A 16,106-nucleotide genomic window follows, 5' to 3' on the forward strand; every position below is an offset into this window, starting at 1 on the left:
GACTTAAGCGATTGCAGGTTGATTTTTATTCCAGTTGATTTTAACAGAGAAATACATCAGACAGGCAACGGTGATAAATAAACCGATACTTCCGAAAAGGAGGGCCATATCCTGCAATTGAATGATCACATAAATGAAACTATAAAATATGCTGAGGATAATGGCGAATACAAGTGCTGCTTTCCTGTTTCTCAAAAATGTTCCGATAAACACGCTCACCAGGATAATGGTAGCTATGGAAGCAATTAAGTAGGCCAGTGCAAAACCAATCTGTTCTGTGAAAGACAACAACAGACTATAGTAGATGATCATTGCTGCGCCGATCAGGACATACTGAAGCAGGTTGACTTTTATTTTATTGAGCAGTTCAATAAAGAAAAGAGAGATAAAGCTCAATAAAATGATCAGCACAGAATATTTCGCCGAACGCGTAGTTTTCTGGTACTGATCCACAGGAAGCAGAAATTTGACACCGAAAGTAGCTTTAGCTTTATTCTGCTCGTTCAGTGCATCATTGCTGCCCAGCCATTGCTGCGGGAAAGGTCGGTTGAAATTGGACATTTTCCAATTGCTGCTAAATTGTTTATCAGTGATTGATCTCGTTTCGGGTAGGTAGTTGCCGGTAAAGCTCGGATTGTTCCAACTTCCTGTTACGCTCACAGAAGTATTTTTCCCCAGGTGGAGGAAATCTAATTCTCCGCTTCCGCGAAGGTCGATGTCGTAATTAAAACGGATGGCAGTACTTTTAGCATTACTAAGGTTGGCATGTACCGCGAGACTATTGTTGAACAGGTTTTCCGGGGAGAAATCAGGTTCTGCGGTATAGGCCAGGTCCTCAAGTTTTATAATTGGGTTATTCTTTAAGCCCTTTAGATCACTTAATCCGGCAATCACTTTGACCTTATCCCATAAGATGAGGTCTGGATTAATGCCTGATTTTTTCAATTCCAGTTCGCTGAAGCGGCCTTGAATTTTCAGTTTTGTGTTATAGACGACGGCATCAAAAATACCACGGTGGAGAATTTCTGGAGTTACCTGGCTTTGGATGTTGAGGTCTTCGGGTAAGATATATACTACGGAAAGGCCGTCTTTTAAGCTCGTTTTGCCTGCCGCATCTATCACCTTCACAAAGGTTTTGTAGGGCAGCTGCATCACAGGACTTTCTATCAGTTGTTTTCCCGACCATTTTTCTGCAATTTCTGTGATCGCTTCGTTCTGGCGTTGTTCACGCTCTGTGATCAGCGACTGAATCCAGGAAGAGGGCAGGAGCAGCAATACCGTAAGCATACCAATTAAGAAGAGCTTGGCACCTACAGATTCCTGTAGTTGAGCGAAGATTGATTTTTGTGGGGGCAATTGAAATGGTTCCATGGTTTGATGTTTAAAAGTACTTTGTATTTCAAAGTAGTTGGATAAAAAAAATTAACGTTTCTGTTGTTTAATTAAATTTTCAAGGGATTGCAGATGTTTCAGAAAGGCGGCTCTCCCTTTTTCAGAGGCTGCATAACTGGTATTGGGTTTTCTGCCCAGGAAGGACTTATAAATGATGATATATTCTTCTTTCTCCAGTGCCTTCAGATGGGATGCCAGGTTGCCATCGGTTACCTCCAGTAATTCCTTCAGGGAATTAAAGTCGTAATTCTCATTGGCTACCAGAATGCTCATGACCTGCAGGCGTATCCTGTTCTCAAAGGCTTTATCGAAATGTTCTAATGCTGATCTCACCTGTCGTATTTAAAATGCATGATAGAACCGTAAATGATGTGTAGTACACCGAAGCCCATGGACCAGAAAATAAGGCCATATCCAGGGAGTAAGGTCGCAAATAAGCCAAGAATGATTTCGAGGATACCCAGCCACTTTACGTCTTCAAAAGTATAATGACTTGCGGCAACCAGGGCCAGGCCATAAAATATTAAACTAGCCGGGGCAACAACGCCGTAATAACTTCTCGCAATTAAAATCAGGATAAACAGACCTCCGGTAAGTAAAGGAATGGCCATGTTGACCATCAGCTTTCTGCTGCTTGGGTTCCATACATTCTGATTTTTCTTTGCTGCTTTCCTTAGCGTCAATAGAATTCCTGTTCCTAAGGACAGAATCAATACGATCAGGGCAATAAAAAATAATTTCCAAAGTACCTGTTGATCACTGATATAATAGTCTCTGTATTGCAAACCACCATAAGGACCGTAGACAAGATAGTAAGCATAACCTGCACCAATCAGTGCATAAACTCCAGCCATGATTCCTGACAATCCACTCAAGGATATGAATTTGGCAGAACGTTCCATCAGGTTCCTGATAGAATTGAGTTCGGTATAAATTTCTTTCTCTTCCATAAAAGTACTTTGTGTTGCAAAGTAAAGTATTAAAAATTGAACTTGCAATAGTGTATTGCAAATTCAATAAAAAAAAGGGGAGGGTTGTATTAAGCGTTTTTCACCAGAATGCTCTCCAATACATTAGCGACATCGTCACATTTGTCTGTGGCCATTTCCAGCGTTTGAAGGATTTCTTTTTGTTTTATGAGTTCAATGGCATTCGTTTCCGACTCGAATAAGCCTGCCAGTGCATGATTACAGAGCGAGTCTGCCTTGCTTTCGCCTTTGTAAATCCTCAGACATACATCACTGATGAGTCCGGTGTTTTTAAAAGTTTTGAGCTCTTTAAGTGCGATTTCCAGGTCTTTACACATTTCGATCAGGAGCTGGGCCATTTTGATCATGGGCTTGTTGAGGTCAACTACATGGTATAGATCAATGTTAATGGCTGCGGTATGCATGTGATCGGCAATATCGTATAAGGAGCTGATCAGGGAATGAATGTCTTCTCTGCTAAATGGTGTGATGAGACTGGTGCTGAGTTTCAGGAAAACCCTGGTCCGGATGAGTTCACCGATATGCTCCATGCGCTCAATTTCCTTGATGTATATTTTTCGTTTTTCTATATCGGTCGTACTCAAAGTAAGCAGGAGTGCTTCTGATATACTGACTAGATTTCCTCCACATTCTTCGAAGAGTGGTTGGAATTTTTTATCCTTAGGGCTAAAGACTTTGAAAAAGCTGTTCATATTACGGATGATATAACTCAAAAATATCGATCGTAATATTAACCCAGGATGAAGTTTTTGCTATCTGATGGCTATCAAATGATGGATACCTTTATCCCCATACTCTCCAGATTTTTTACCGTTTGCGGAGAAATACCGCTATCGGTAATGATATGGTCTACTTCATCGATGCCGCAAATTTTACCAAATCCTCTTTTTCCGAATTTCGTAGAATCGGCGAGGACGATTATTTTTTGCGAAGAATCGATCATCTGGCGGTTGAGGTGTGCCTCAAAAGCATTGGTGGTGGTTAAGCCGAACTCAAGGTCTATGCCATCTACCCCGAGAAAAAGCTTACTGCAAAAAACATTACCCAGGATATTATCGGAATAGGGGCCGGTTACGGAGGAAGAGCTTTTTCTAAGTAATCCCCCCAACTGAATCACTTCAATATTGCTATGGTGAACGAGTTCCAGAGCTACATTTAATGCGGAAGTGATGACGGTAAGGTTGCCTTTGGGCCTGATACACCTGGCTAGTGCCAGCACAGTTGTACCTGATGCAATGATGATGGAGTCGTTATCTTCGACCAGGTCTGCAGCAAGTGCACCAATTCTCATCTTTTCTGTAGATTGCAACTGCTCTTTTTCATTTACAGGCTTATCTACAGTATATGGATTGTTTAGTGTTGCTCCTCCATGCGTTCTGAACAAAAGATTTTTATCTTCGAGTAGTTTCAGGTCTTTTCTGATCGTTACAGAGGAAACATCCAGTTCTTTACATAAAGCCTGAACATCTACTGATCCGTCAGTCTGAATTTTATTAAGAATATATTGGTGTCTTTCTGCTATATTGATCATCGAAGGTCTTGATTGTGGTTCGGGTACCTGGTTTGAAATTAAAGATGCAACAAACTTAAGTGAAAAATAAATTATTCCATTTGTTTTTTAGTTTAACATATCTATAATACCTCCTTAATAAGGAAACCGGGACATTTGCCCTAAAATCATCAAAACATGACCATGAAAAATGCTAACTTCCTACTCTGTATCGCCGCAATCGGCTTATCTTCGTGTAAGACCATGCAACAGCGTATGACAACTACAGCTCAATTTCCTGCTTTTAGTAACGAGGGCCACAGGGGTGGGCGGGGTTTAATGCCTGAAAATACCATTCCAGCAATGTATCATGCTATAGACCTCGGGATGACTACACTGGAAATGGATACACACATTACCAAAGATCAGGAAGTGGTAGTGACTCATGATGATTACCTGAGTCCTGCTTTTATGCTGGATCCGCAAGGTCAGGAAATTTCAAAATCCGATGCCCGGAAATATGCTGTTTTTCAAATGGACTATGTGGCACTGAAGCAATTCGATCTGGGCTCTAAATATTATGAGGCATTTCCTCAGCAGAAAAAGATGAAAAGCTATATTCCCCGTTTGGGAGAGCTGATAGATGCTGTTCAGCAATATTTGAAGAAAGCAGGTAAAAAACAAATATTTTATAACATTGAGACGAAATGCAGTCCGGAAGGAGACGGCTTGCTGAATCCAGATCCTGAAACTTTTGTCCAGCTGTTGATGGATGTGATTGAGAAGAAAGGAATTCAGCAATTTGTCGTGATTCAATCTTTTGACAAGAGAACTTTACAGGTCCTCCACAAGAAATACCCTCAAATGAAAACTTCTTATCTGGTTGCCAATAAAAAGAGTTTTGAAGAAAATATTGCCGATCTGGGATTTAATCCATTTATCCTGAGTCCGATGTATCAGATGGTGAACGCAGAGCTCATTAAAAAGTGCCATGAACAGCAGATTAAGGTGATTCCATGGACAGTGAATACGGCTAAAGAAATCACAGAACTCAAAGCTTTGAATGTAGATGGAATCATCTCCGATTATCCTGATCTGCTAGGTCATTAAGTAACATATTTGTTAATGAGTTTTGTGCATTGACACTATAGAAAGATCAGCTAAAGTCGTAGTTTAGTTCTGTATGAAAAAAGTATGCTATTACCTGATCACAGGAACTTGCCTGATCTTTCTTTTAGCCCCTTTTAAGTTAAGTGCCCAGAATGTAAAATGGGATACCACTTCCAGAGCGAAATATTATGCAGAAAAGCTGTTGAAATTTAAATCCGATCCGATTTCAGAGCAGGATTTTGTATTTCTGGGGAACAGCATTACTGCAGGAGCCAACTGGGCGACTTTGCTGGATTTACCTAATGCAAAAAACAGGGGGATTTCCGGCGACATCACTTTCGGCGTTCTGGACCGCTTGTCAGAAATCATTGAGGCCAACCCTCGCAAAATATTTATACTCATCGGGATCAATGACCTTTCCAAAGGCATTCCCGATAGCCTTATCCTAAGGAATTATAAGCGGATGATTGGCCGGATTCAGAAAGGCTCAAAGTCGAAAATCTACTTTAATACACTCTTGCCGGTTCGCTATACCGGCGATAAACAAGTAGAAAGGAATGAACACATTACCTGGCTAAATAAAGAAATCAGGAAGCTGGCAGGTAAAAGAGTGACCATTATCGATCTCTATCCTCATTTCATAGATGCAGAAAACAGACTTAAAGAAAACCTCACTAACGACGGTTTGCATCTGAATGCTGCGGGGTATCAGGAATGGGCTAATCTGCTTAAAGCAGGCAATTATCTAAAATAGAATCTGTTTAACTATTTATAACGTTTATCACATTAGATTATAATCAGGAATCAGGGGTGTTTTAATGGAAAATCAATTGGTAGTTTTAGCGCGCTTAATCGGGAATCTGAGCGCTGGCATGGTGGTAAGAGACCATGGTTTAAAGGGGAGTTTTTTACAAAAAGAATTTAAGCGGATCAAGTCCGAACTGGAAAAGCTGCCTTATCAGCATCTGGAGGATACGATTGAGGTCTGTGAGTTTCACCTGTCGGAATCCTGCAGACTGGCAGATATAGTTATCCGCTTAAAGGTTTCCCTAAAGATGAAGAAAGACCTGACAGATGATGAATTTTATCAGTTGATGAAGTGTGATACCCTATTGAAAGAGTTTAATACCCTAATCAATTTCAATAAGGCGCTGATTCAACGTAAAACCGATCTCAATCAGGAAATGGGTGCCGTATAAATGGCTAAGTCTACTTCTCTATTGACATATCTGTTCTCTTTATAGGTTTCTTTACCTAATTTCCTAAGCATCCTGTAATGAGATTTTAAAGCATCCCCAAAGGTGATACATTCATTATAAGGCAGGTCGAATTCTGCCGCTGTTTGCTTAACGATCGCGCCAATGGCGGGGTAGTGGATGTGGCAGATTTTAGGGAAAAGGTGGTGTTCTACCTGTCTGTTTAATCCTCCGCATAAAAATGCTGCCAATTGGCTTTCTACCGCAAAATTAGCGGTTGTCTGTAGCTGATGCGCTGCCCAGGCCTCTTCAATATTGCCTTCATCGTTAGGGAAAGGAAACTCCGTCGATTCTACTACATGCGCAAGCTGAAATACCAGGCCAAGGACTAAACCCTGTGCAAATTGCATGACCAGAAAGCCGGTGATAAACTGCCACCAGCTGATGTTCATCACCAGAAGGGGAAGTACAATAAACAGGAAGTAATAAATTGCCTTATAAAAGAAGAGGTTAAAATATTCAATTTTAGGATGGCTCAATACATGCTCGCCGATCTTTTTCTGGAAGAACTTTTTATAATCTTTTCTGAATACCCAGGAAAGCATGGCCAGGCTGTACAATGCAAAAGCATAAAAATGCTGGTATTGTTGTACCCTGTTAACGGTTTCAGAGGTAGAGAACCGGATCAGGCCAGGGGCAACGTCAATATCTTCGTCATGCCCGGCAATATTCGTATAGGTATGGTGAACAATGTTGTGGCAAATGTTCCAGACATAAGGGCTGGCACCAATCAGGTTAAATACAAAACTGAATATTTTGTTGACGGTAGGGTTGGGAGATAAAGCTTTGTGAATGGCATCATGACAAACATTAAAGCCGACAAAAGCACCGAACATCCCCAGAAGGATGGCCAGTAAAAGCATAATGGGTAAGCTTAGGTTACCCAGCAACAACAGGAGATAAATACCGGTTAGTCCGGTAATAAAGAAAAAAACCTTGAACCACATGGCAGCATTGGCATGCGTTGAAATATTATTTTCAATAAAGTAGGCATCAACCCGCTTCCGTACTGTAATGTAAAATGTTGACTTATTGGCATTAGTGAATTTGACTTTTCTCGTCATAAATGTGTTTTCCCCTAAAAATGAATCGCTTGCTCCCCGTGTAATTTTGGCTAATGTACTATAATTAAATAGGTACGTACTGCTTTCTTATATTATTATTTAGTTACGAAAACGCCGGCAGTTTAGATTTTCATCTATATTTACCATAAATTAATGGTTCTATATCAATCATTATTGAAACATAGATGGAGAGCGTAAATATCAAGCAATTAGCTAAAGCACTGAATTTATCCACTTCAACGGTATCCAGGGCTTTCAGAGATAACAGTGACATTAGTAAGGAAACGAAGGAAAAGATACTTTCCAAAGCGAAGGAATTAAATTATCAGCCCAACCATTACGCCAGTAATCTGAGGGAGCAAAAAAGTAAAACCATTGCTGTAATTGTTCCTGAGCTGGCCAATAATTTTTTCTCGCAAGCCATTCGGGGGATCGAACGCATTGCCAGAGATAAAGGTTATCATATCCTGATTTATGCGACAGAAGATGATTATGAGAAAGAAGTATCTTTTATCAGACACCTTCATAACGGACGTGCCGATGGCATCATTATGTCGGTATCCGGAGAGGCGAATGACCATACCTACCTGAATGAACTGAGCCAGAACCGGCTTCCCCTGGTCTTCTTTGACCGGGTTTACGAAGACATCGTGACCCCAAGGGTGATCACCAATGATTACGACAGCAGTTTTGCTGCTACACAGCACCTGATCAAGCAGGGGTGTAAAGAAATTGCTTACCTGGTGATCAACAAAAATCTATCTATCGGAAAGTTTAGGATGCAGGGTTATCTTGATGCTCTGGAGAAACACCGCATCCCTTTTGACGACCGCCTGGTTGTCGATTGTACAAATAGTTATGCAAAGAACGACGCCATCTTAAAGCGTTTACTTCTGGACATTAAGCCTGATGGGGTCTTTACTTCTGTGGAAAGGCTGGCATTTGCAACTTATTATGCCTGTTATGACCTTAACATCTCTATCCCTGATGACCTGAAGGTCATCGGCTTCTCCAGTCTGGAGATCGCCCCTCTATTAAATCCATCTTTAACGACGATTACACAACCCGCTACCAAAATAGGGATTGCCGCTGCCAATCTTTTATTCAAGATGCTGGAAACACCAGGAGCGGTAAACCCCAGTGAAAAAATTATACTGAATTCTAAACTGATTAAAAGAAGGTCTACCGATCGGAGTTAAGCCTTGTTTTTTTTACCGGATGCTCCGGTTTTTGAGCTTTCAAAAAGCTTCCGGAAAACAAGAAAATCCGGTCTGATTTTTTTCTCTTTTTCTCCTGCTGAAAGGCTGCTTTTTTGGAGGTACAAAAGAGATGTTTTTTGAAAAAAATAACAAGGATTTTCCGATTTCACGCAGAATTCCCCTGGGATTTTAAAGCCGGCTTTGCAAAATGTGTGAATAATTACGGGAACGTTCCCGGTATCGTTCCCGGAAAAACAGTCAAAATAGCATAAGTGTAAAAAATACACTTATAAAGCTTAAAATTGTTTGTAATTAATTGATAATGAGCTGTTAATTATTTTTACTCCTAATTTTATGAAAATCGGACTTGCAAATTTATATGCACGTTTTTTGGTTTTTGAAGTATAAAATATGGTGTTAAAAAAAAATATAATATAAAATTTTGATTTCTCAGGTGGGCTTGTAAATTTACCATAAGTGTTACATACACTTAACATTAACCAAATATTTACATTAAAAAAGAGCCCAAATATGAAAGTATTTTACCTGATGAAGCATAGTCTTTTGGTGTGGTTAGCGCTAATCACATTGACGGCAAATGCGCAAACCAGTTCCTTAGCTGGAAAGGTACTTGATGAGACCGGACAACCTTTGCCCGGAGCTTCTGTTCAGATCAAAAATCTCCAGAAGAGTACCACCACTACAGGCGATGGTGCCTACCAGTTAGGCGGACTGAGCAACGGGACTGTAACGGTTACCGTGAGCTATATCGGCTATCAGTCGCACAGCCAGGAAGTCAGCATCAAAGGAAACACCAACCTTAATTTCAATTTAAAGCCAAGTGCGGAAAGCCTTAATGAGGTGGTCGTAGTTGGTTATGGTACGCAAACCAGAAGAGAGATTACAGGTTCCATTGCCAAAGTTACCGGCGATCAGATTGCTTCTACCCCTGCACCTTCATTTGAATCTGCTTTAGCAGGTAGGGCCGCCGGTGTACAGGTGACCACTGGATCCGGGATAGCCGGTTCTTCTGCCCAAATCAGAATCCGTGGAATTGGTTCCATCTCAGGTGGTGGTGAGCCGCTATACGTGATTGATGGAATTCCAATGACCTCCGATATTTTCTCAGGTGCAGGCGCAAACGGAGATGGGAGAGTACGCGCGGGATTTAATCAGAATCCCCTGGCTACCCTGAATCCAAATGACATTGAATCGGTAGACATCCTGAAAGATGCCGGTGCGGCAGGTATTTATGGTTCCAGAGGAGCGAACGGTGTGATTCTGATCACCACAAAACGCGGTAAGGCAGGAGCACCAAAGTTTAATTTTTCTTCTAAAGTTGGATTATCAAGTGCTTCTAACAGGCCTCATTATACCAATAGCGAACAATGGTTACAGCTTCGCCAGGAGGCATGGGAAAATGACGGAAATACCGGACTGGCCCCTTTACCTGCAAATATTACCTGGGATGAGGCTAAAAATACCAATACTGACTGGTGGGATTTAACAACCAGAGAAGCCGTTTCTCAGGATTACAGCCTTTCCGTAAGTGGAGGAGGTAAGAAATATAAAGCATTCTTAAGTGGTGCATGGAATGATAATCCTTCCTACATTGTTGGTAATAGTTATAAAAGGTTGAGCACAAGAGGAAATCTTGATTATACTTTTAATGATAAACTGAGTGCCAGCCTGTCTTCAAGCTGGGCACAGGGTGATAACCAACGTGTATTGGCTGCCTGGGCAGGGGGGATTGGAGATGCGATGTCTTCGGCTCTGCCTATTTTCCCGATCTATAAAGATCCGGCAACCAACGACGGAAACCCTTACTTCTTTAACGGGGCAAATCCGGTAAGATCTGAAGAAAATACAGATTGGAGAACATTGGATACCCGTTGGATTTCCAATGTATACCTGAATTATACCCCTATTAAAGACCTGACCATTCGTGTTGGCGGTTCCCTGGATTATAACGATACCCAGCAGGACCGTTACCAGAGCAAATACCTTATTGATGGTGCAAAGCCAATAAATGGGCAATCGCTTCGCTTTCCGGTATGGGTAACCAATTACAATACAAATGCAACCGCTACTTATAATTTTAAATTTACTGATAAACATAAGTTTACGGCATTAGCAGGGGTTGAATATCAAAGATCAGTAACCAAACAATACAGTCGCATCGAATTATTTGGCCCAAATGCAACCGGAGTTTTTTATAAGAATCCAGATCTATTGGATCAGGCTACCAAATATTATGTAAATGATAAAGGAGGATTAATTGCTCCTGATGGACGATGGGCATTTGCTTCCGTATTCGCGAGGTTAAACTATACTTATAACGATAAGTTTGTTATTCAGGCATTGGCACGTACCGATGGTTCTTCCCGTTTCGGTCCGAACAATAAATATGGTTTCTTTCCTGCCATCTCAGGCGCATGGATTGCCAGTCAGGAAGATTTTGTCAAATCTATGGAATGGGTTTCCCTGTTGAAATTCCGTGCCGGATATGGAATTACCGGAAATGCGAATATCCCTTCCGACAAATGGCGTTCTTATTATAAAGTAGATGAAGGTAAATACGGAAACGAGCCAATTATTTATCCTTCACAACTGGCTAACCCAGACCTGAAATGGGAAGATATCCGCAGCATTGACTTAGCATTGGAATATGGATTCCTAAACAACAGAATCACTGGTGAGATTTCTTATTATAACAAAAAGACCACGGATGCTTTGCTAAACATTAACCTGCCGGATCATGTGGGCTACGAAAGTCAGTACAGAAATCTGGGTAAAATCAGAAACCAGGGTTTTGAATTGAGCTTAAATACCAAGAATATCGTTTCCAAAGACTTTAGCTGGACTACGAATTTCAATATTGCTACCAATAACAACAAAATTCTTGACGTTGGTGGTTTGCCATCTGAGGCCATTCAGGGTGGAACAAATGATACCCGCGTGATTGTTGGTTATCCTATCGGAACAAACTTCCTGGTTCGTTATGCCGGAGTTGACCCTGCTGATGGAAACCCGATCTGGCTGGATAAGGACGGCAATCAAACCAAAACCTATAGCCCGGATAACCGTGTTGCAGCAGGTAAGGTAACTCCTGATTTTTCCGGAGGACTGACCAATACCTTTAACTATAAAGGCTTTGAGTTCTCGACCTTATTCACCTTTGTAAAAGGACAGGATTTATGGGATAACTCTGCGAAATTTCAGTTCCAGGGTGCTTCTACTCAAAACTGGGTAGTGAGGGAAGATTTCTTTGACCGCTGGCGTAAACCCGGGGATATTGCTAAATATCCACGTTCTTATTACAATACTGCCAATGGATATCCAGGGGTAACTGCACAGTATTTATTCAACTCTAACATGTTCCTGTATGATGGCTCTTACATCAAACTTAAACAGGCAACGATTGCTTATACCCTTCCTGCCGAAGCGATGAGGAAGTTAAAGCTAAGTAATGTGAAGTTTTATCTGACAGGTGTCAATCTGCTGACATTTACAAAATATCCAGGGGGAGATCCTGAGGTGGCCCGTGATTATGAAAATGCGACCGACCGTAACCTGAGTGCGAATGTCACTTACCTTACTCCGCCGCAGCAAAAATCATTCATATTGGGTGTAAACCTTAATTTCTAAATTTTTAAGCACAACTAGAGATGAAAACATTAAACCGATATATATTCACCTTTCTGACCGCTACAGCAGTGCTGGGTTTTCAGGGATGTGAAAAAGCACTGGAATTAGATCCACTGGGAGGAATTGAGAAAGAAGAAGTCTTCAACTCTGAAGCAAACATCAAATCTTTACTCAATTCTGTTTATACCGTTATTGGTTCCGATAAATGGTCTAACGGAAGGATTCCGCAATTTAACGATTTGTTGGGAGACGAGTTTTTTGGCGCACAGCTGGGCTCTACCAAAGGAGAAATTTATAACCGCAATACCAGCGTTTTTAATGATGATATTAAGGGCCTTCACAAAGAACCTTATTATGCCATTCAGCGTGCTAATCAGGTATTGGATAACATTGGTATTGTTTCTGCCGGATTTAAAGACAATGCCGAAGGACAAGCCAAATTTGCAAGGGCATTGGGGCATTTTGACCTGGTGAAATTATTCGCACAGCCTTATAATACCAATACTGACAATGCGCATGCGGGAATTATTTTACAATTGACGGTAAGTGTAGAAAGTGCAGTTGCCAGGGCTACGATAAAACAAGTTTATGATCAGATCATTCTGGACCTTAAAGATGCCGAAGCCAAACTTCCTTCCCAAAACGGAATTTACCCTACAAAATGGGCTGCGAAGGCTTTATTGGCGCGTGTATATTTTCAGATGAATAAATTCACTGAAGCCTATACTTATGCAAATGATGTACTTACCAACGGTTTGAGTGTGAGAGGTCAAAGTTATGCACAGATTGATTATACAAAATTGGCCTATGCCGATCGTTTTTCAGTGGCCGGTTCTAAAGAATCTATTTTCGAAGTCGTAAATGAAGCAGGCTTGTCGGGACGTTCCAACAGCTACAGAGACCTTTATAAATCAGAAGGAAGCAACCCTGAAATGAAATTGATGAACAGTATTTATACTGCAAACGCGACGGATGTCAACGATAAAAGAGGTGCTGCCTGGTATGCTGCCGGAACATCTGCAGACTGGAAGATGCTCAAAAAATTTGACGTGCAGAACTTCACAACAACCTTGATCCATTTTACAGAAATGAAACTGATCAGGGCAGAATCAGCAGCCGAAACAGGATTAAACCTGCCAGTAGGGATTGCGGACCTGAACGACATCAAATCCCGTGCTTATGGTGATGCTGCGGCACTTTTGCCAGCGAATGCCAGTGCATCTCTATTGAAAGATCAGGTACGCATTCAGCGTGAAAAGGAAATGATTGGAGAAGGTGACCGTGCGCAACAGATCAAGAGGATCGGAGCGAAAGGAGAAACTTCTTTCAGTCGTGGTGTAGTCTGGAACTGTAATGGGATGATCCTTCAGTTTCCAGGTACTGAGTTCAACCTGAATCCTTTGTTCGTTAAAAATCCAGAAGGTGGATGTAATTAAAAATATACAGATATGAAAAAGTTAAAATATATCATTTTCCTGCTGGTGCTGCTAAGTGCTGCGGCATGTAAGCAGGATGAGCTGAAAGACATAGGCCCTGCACGCAAGGTGATCAGTGCGATGAAAGGCAACTGGAGCCTGAGTTCCGTAATTCAGGTAGATGAATATGCTAAGGATAAGCAGTTCCCTTTCACTACAGTAGAGCTTACCGATCTATATCCTTATCGTGAAGCTAAGTTAACGCTGAATACCACGGAAGATCAAAAACCGAGCACCTTCAGCATCTCGTTTGGCGATTCCCCTAAGTTTTTAAAACTGACTCAGGGCAACTGGACGGTAGACAATAACGATGCTCCTGCAACGATGACTTTGACCAGTGGAACAACCACTGATCAAATCACTATTGGGAAGTATGGATTACTGGATCAGGGACAGTTGTTGCTGACCGTTAAAAAGTATCAGGTAGGCAGCAAAGGCGAGAAAACGCTCGTTTTATCTAATAACTACTATTTCAAAAAAGCCAATTAAACAGTTATAAAATGAAAAGAATTTACAAATTATCGCTGGTTGCCTTTTTCTGTTTGATTGGCATTACTGCGCAGGCGCAGAAGGCGCAGATAAAATATACGGTTACACCCGGTGTTTTTACGCCCGAAGATGAAGTGATTTTAGAGATTGATCTTGCCGGCTCTTCGTTAGCAGGAAAAGAACCTTATATCTGGGCTTTCGGTCCTGGAGATGCCATTACGAATACCAGCTGGACGAGTTCTCCGGATATCGCGAAGTTCACTAAAGTAGCTGATGATAAATGGAAATACATATTTGTCGGAACCAGCTTTTATAATAAAGGAGCATCAGACATCATCGGTAAGCCTTTTAGCTTCCTGGTAAAAACAAAAGACGGTGGAATTCAATCAGAAGATTATACGCCGACGAAGTTTTCTCCGATTTTGTTTGTACCCACATTATTCAGAAATTTTCCTGTACGGACCAGTCAGTATGATGCCTTGAGCCTATATCTGGATCAACGCTATACCGCAAGTCCGAATAACCAACGTTTTTCTCCAACAAGTATCAATATCAGAATGCTCGATCCGGCCGGACAGCTTGTCGGACAGGAAAAGAAAGGTCTTCCGGTTGTTAAACAGAAAGATGGCTCTTTTGGCTATACTTTCCTGCCGGAAATATTGTTCGGTATTCCTGAAGGTCAAAAGGTAAATAAAGCGGTATACAGCTTTAGCGGAACGGTAAAAGATGTAAATGGTTTAACGGTTCCTTATACTACTGAAGAGGCCGAGGTTGTATTTCTGGATCTTAAATAACACGCAATTATGAAGAAAATACTAAGCCTGCTCATCATTGCCGTAATTGCAATTACAGGTTGTAAACGAAACGAATTTGACAATACCATAAAGGGGGAAGCGCTGGGAAACTTTAGCCTGAAAACTCCGGAAAAAAACGCAATGCTGGTCCTTAATTCTGCCACACCTGATCAACAGGTCGTGATCGATTGGACCGCAGCCTTACCCGGTGTAAATACAGCACCGACCTACACCTGGATTGCTGCCCTTAAAACAGGCTCACTTGATGCGCCATTGCTGGAGATTCCTTCAGACAATAAAGGGTTAACCAATAAACTAACCATTAGTCAGAAAGCATTGGACGAAGCATTAAAAGCTAAAGGCATTGCAGATGGACTAAAAACAGATCTGATCTGGACCATTCTTGCAAAGAATGGAAGTGTCAGCATTCGCGCTACAGAAATATTTAACCTTTCTATCACCCGTTTTGGAGATGGTGCATCCAATTTTGCGCTCTATAGTCCGGCATCATCATTCGATGTGATATCTGTAGAATCTCTTTCCTCCACGGAGTTTTTGAAGTTCAAATGGCAGAAATCTTTTGCAGGTAAACCTGCAGGCAACATCACTTATAAAGTAAAATTCATTAAGAATGGCGGCGACTTTAACAGCCCTTTAATGGTGTTTACATCGGCAAATAACGGTGCCGACAGTACATTGTCTATCAGCTATAGTGATCTTGATGTGGCCATGAAAGCAGCAGGGTTAACAGACCGGACTCATCTTGACAGTTTGAAATGGAATGTGGAAGCGAATTCAGGAGCCTTTAAAAAGTTTGCTGACTATCCGAATGATATCGTGATTAAGCGTGGAACGAAACTGACCATGTACCTGATTGGTGATGCGACGCCTGGAGGTTGGGACAATTCTGCAGGTAATGGCAAAATTGCTGAAATGACCAATTTAGGAGAGGGGAAATGGACCATTACTTTAGAGCTGAAGCCGGGGGGATTCAAGTTTATCCCTAAGAAAGGAAGCTGGGATGTTAATTATGGAGGCTCTCCTAATGGAAGTGACCTTGGTGGTGATAACATCTCCATTTCTGAAACAGCGATGTATACCGTTACCCTCGATGAGGTCAATAAAAAATATACAGTCGTAAAAAACTAAATGTCTATGGAGGCCGGTAAACCCGGTCTCCTCAATTCCTTCCTAATTTTTT

15 protein-coding genes are annotated in these 16,106 nt (G+C 41.4%); 9 read left to right on the forward strand and 6 right to left on the reverse strand.

Translation table 11 applies throughout. The features are described 5' to 3' along the window. Positions 1-3: 3 nt before the first annotated feature. The 5 genes from creD to BLQ87_RS27110 all read right to left on the reverse strand — a co-directional run bounded on the left by creD (position 4) and on the right by BLQ87_RS27110 (position 3,912). Positions 4-1,371: a cell envelope integrity protein CreD gene (gene creD, locus BLQ87_RS27090; protein ID WP_074612064.1), complete on the reverse strand. Its 1,368-nt coding sequence runs from the start codon at positions 1,369-1,371 to the stop codon at positions 4-6. Between the two features lie 51 nt (positions 1,372-1,422). Next, on the reverse strand, positions 1,423-1,725 hold the full coding sequence (locus tag BLQ87_RS27095) for a winged helix-turn-helix domain-containing protein (protein ID WP_124581371.1): 303 nt from the start codon (positions 1,723-1,725) through the stop codon (positions 1,423-1,425). Continuing rightward, a complete protein-coding gene (locus BLQ87_RS27100) occupies positions 1,722-2,342 on the reverse strand; it encodes a hypothetical protein (RefSeq protein ID WP_074612066.1) in 621 nt (206 codons plus the stop codon). Before BLQ87_RS27100 ends, BLQ87_RS27095 begins: the two co-directional genes overlap by 4 nt. 89 nt (positions 2,343-2,431) lie before the next feature. Next, positions 2,432-3,073 carry a DUF47 domain-containing protein gene (locus BLQ87_RS27105; RefSeq protein ID WP_074612067.1) on the reverse strand — a complete coding sequence of 214 codons (642 nt, stop codon included), beginning with the start codon at positions 3,071-3,073 and terminating at the stop codon, positions 2,432-2,434. Between the two features lie 74 nt (positions 3,074-3,147). Next, positions 3,148-3,912 carry a DeoR/GlpR family DNA-binding transcription regulator gene (locus tag BLQ87_RS27110; RefSeq protein ID WP_074612068.1) on the reverse strand — a complete coding sequence of 255 codons (765 nt, stop codon included), beginning with the start codon at positions 3,910-3,912 and terminating at the stop codon, positions 3,148-3,150. Between the two features lie 156 nt (positions 3,913-4,068). Here BLQ87_RS27110 and BLQ87_RS27115 point away from each other — a divergent pair, with 156 nt between their 5' ends. The 3 genes from BLQ87_RS27115 (at position 4,069) to BLQ87_RS27125 (ending at position 6,179) form a co-directional block, all read left to right on the forward strand. Next, positions 4,069-4,980, forward strand: coding sequence for a glycerophosphodiester phosphodiesterase family protein (locus tag BLQ87_RS27115; RefSeq protein WP_245723941.1), 912 nt, complete (start codon positions 4,069-4,071; stop codon positions 4,978-4,980). Positions 4,981-5,053: 73 nt separating this feature from the next. Continuing rightward, the gene (locus BLQ87_RS27120) at positions 5,054-5,734 is read left to right on the forward strand and encodes a GDSL-type esterase/lipase family protein (RefSeq protein ID WP_074612069.1); all 681 of its coding nucleotides are present in this window, start codon (positions 5,054-5,056) and stop codon (positions 5,732-5,734) included. A gap of 64 nt (positions 5,735-5,798) precedes the next feature. After that, positions 5,799-6,179 (forward strand): hypothetical protein, encoded by a 381-nt coding sequence (locus BLQ87_RS27125; protein ID WP_074612070.1) that lies wholly within the window; start codon positions 5,799-5,801, stop codon positions 6,177-6,179. Here BLQ87_RS27125 and BLQ87_RS27130 read toward each other — a convergent pair. Then, positions 6,158-7,300, reverse strand: a complete 1,143-nt coding sequence (locus BLQ87_RS27130) for a fatty acid desaturase family protein (RefSeq protein ID WP_074612071.1) — start codon at positions 7,298-7,300, stop codon at positions 6,158-6,160. The two genes, BLQ87_RS27125 and BLQ87_RS27130, sit on opposite strands and share 22 nt — an antisense overlap. A 185-nt stretch (positions 7,301-7,485) precedes the next feature. Here BLQ87_RS27130 and BLQ87_RS27135 point away from each other — a divergent pair, with 185 nt between their 5' ends. From BLQ87_RS27135 to BLQ87_RS27170, 6 genes are all read left to right on the forward strand, one after another. After that, positions 7,486-8,499: a LacI family DNA-binding transcriptional regulator gene (locus BLQ87_RS27135; RefSeq protein WP_074612072.1), complete on the forward strand. Its 1,014-nt coding sequence runs from the start codon at positions 7,486-7,488 to the stop codon at positions 8,497-8,499. A gap of 531 nt (positions 8,500-9,030) precedes the next feature. Then, entirely contained in the window at positions 9,031-12,147 is a 3,117-nt protein-coding gene (locus BLQ87_RS27150) for a SusC/RagA family TonB-linked outer membrane protein (RefSeq protein ID WP_074612075.1), read from the forward strand. 20 nt (positions 12,148-12,167) lie between these two features. Further along, positions 12,168-13,583 carry a RagB/SusD family nutrient uptake outer membrane protein gene (locus BLQ87_RS27155; RefSeq protein ID WP_074612076.1) on the forward strand — a complete coding sequence of 472 codons (1,416 nt, stop codon included), beginning with the start codon at positions 12,168-12,170 and terminating at the stop codon, positions 13,581-13,583. A gap of 12 nt (positions 13,584-13,595) precedes the next feature. Then, positions 13,596-14,111 carry a DUF5004 domain-containing protein gene (locus tag BLQ87_RS27160; protein WP_074612077.1) on the forward strand — a complete coding sequence of 172 codons (516 nt, stop codon included), beginning with the start codon at positions 13,596-13,598 and terminating at the stop codon, positions 14,109-14,111. Positions 14,112-14,122: 11 nt separating this feature from the next. Further along, positions 14,123-14,905: a hypothetical protein gene (locus BLQ87_RS27165; protein WP_074612078.1), complete on the forward strand. Its 783-nt coding sequence runs from the start codon at positions 14,123-14,125 to the stop codon at positions 14,903-14,905. Positions 14,906-14,914: 9 nt separating this feature from the next. After that, positions 14,915-16,054: a SusE domain-containing protein gene (locus tag BLQ87_RS27170; protein ID WP_074612079.1), complete on the forward strand. Its 1,140-nt coding sequence runs from the start codon at positions 14,915-14,917 to the stop codon at positions 16,052-16,054. Positions 16,055-16,106: the final 52 nt, after the last annotated feature.

Source organism: Pedobacter steynii (genome assembly GCF_900103665.1).
Taxonomy (GTDB): Bacteria; Bacteroidota; Bacteroidia; order Sphingobacteriales; family Sphingobacteriaceae; genus Pedobacter; species Pedobacter steynii.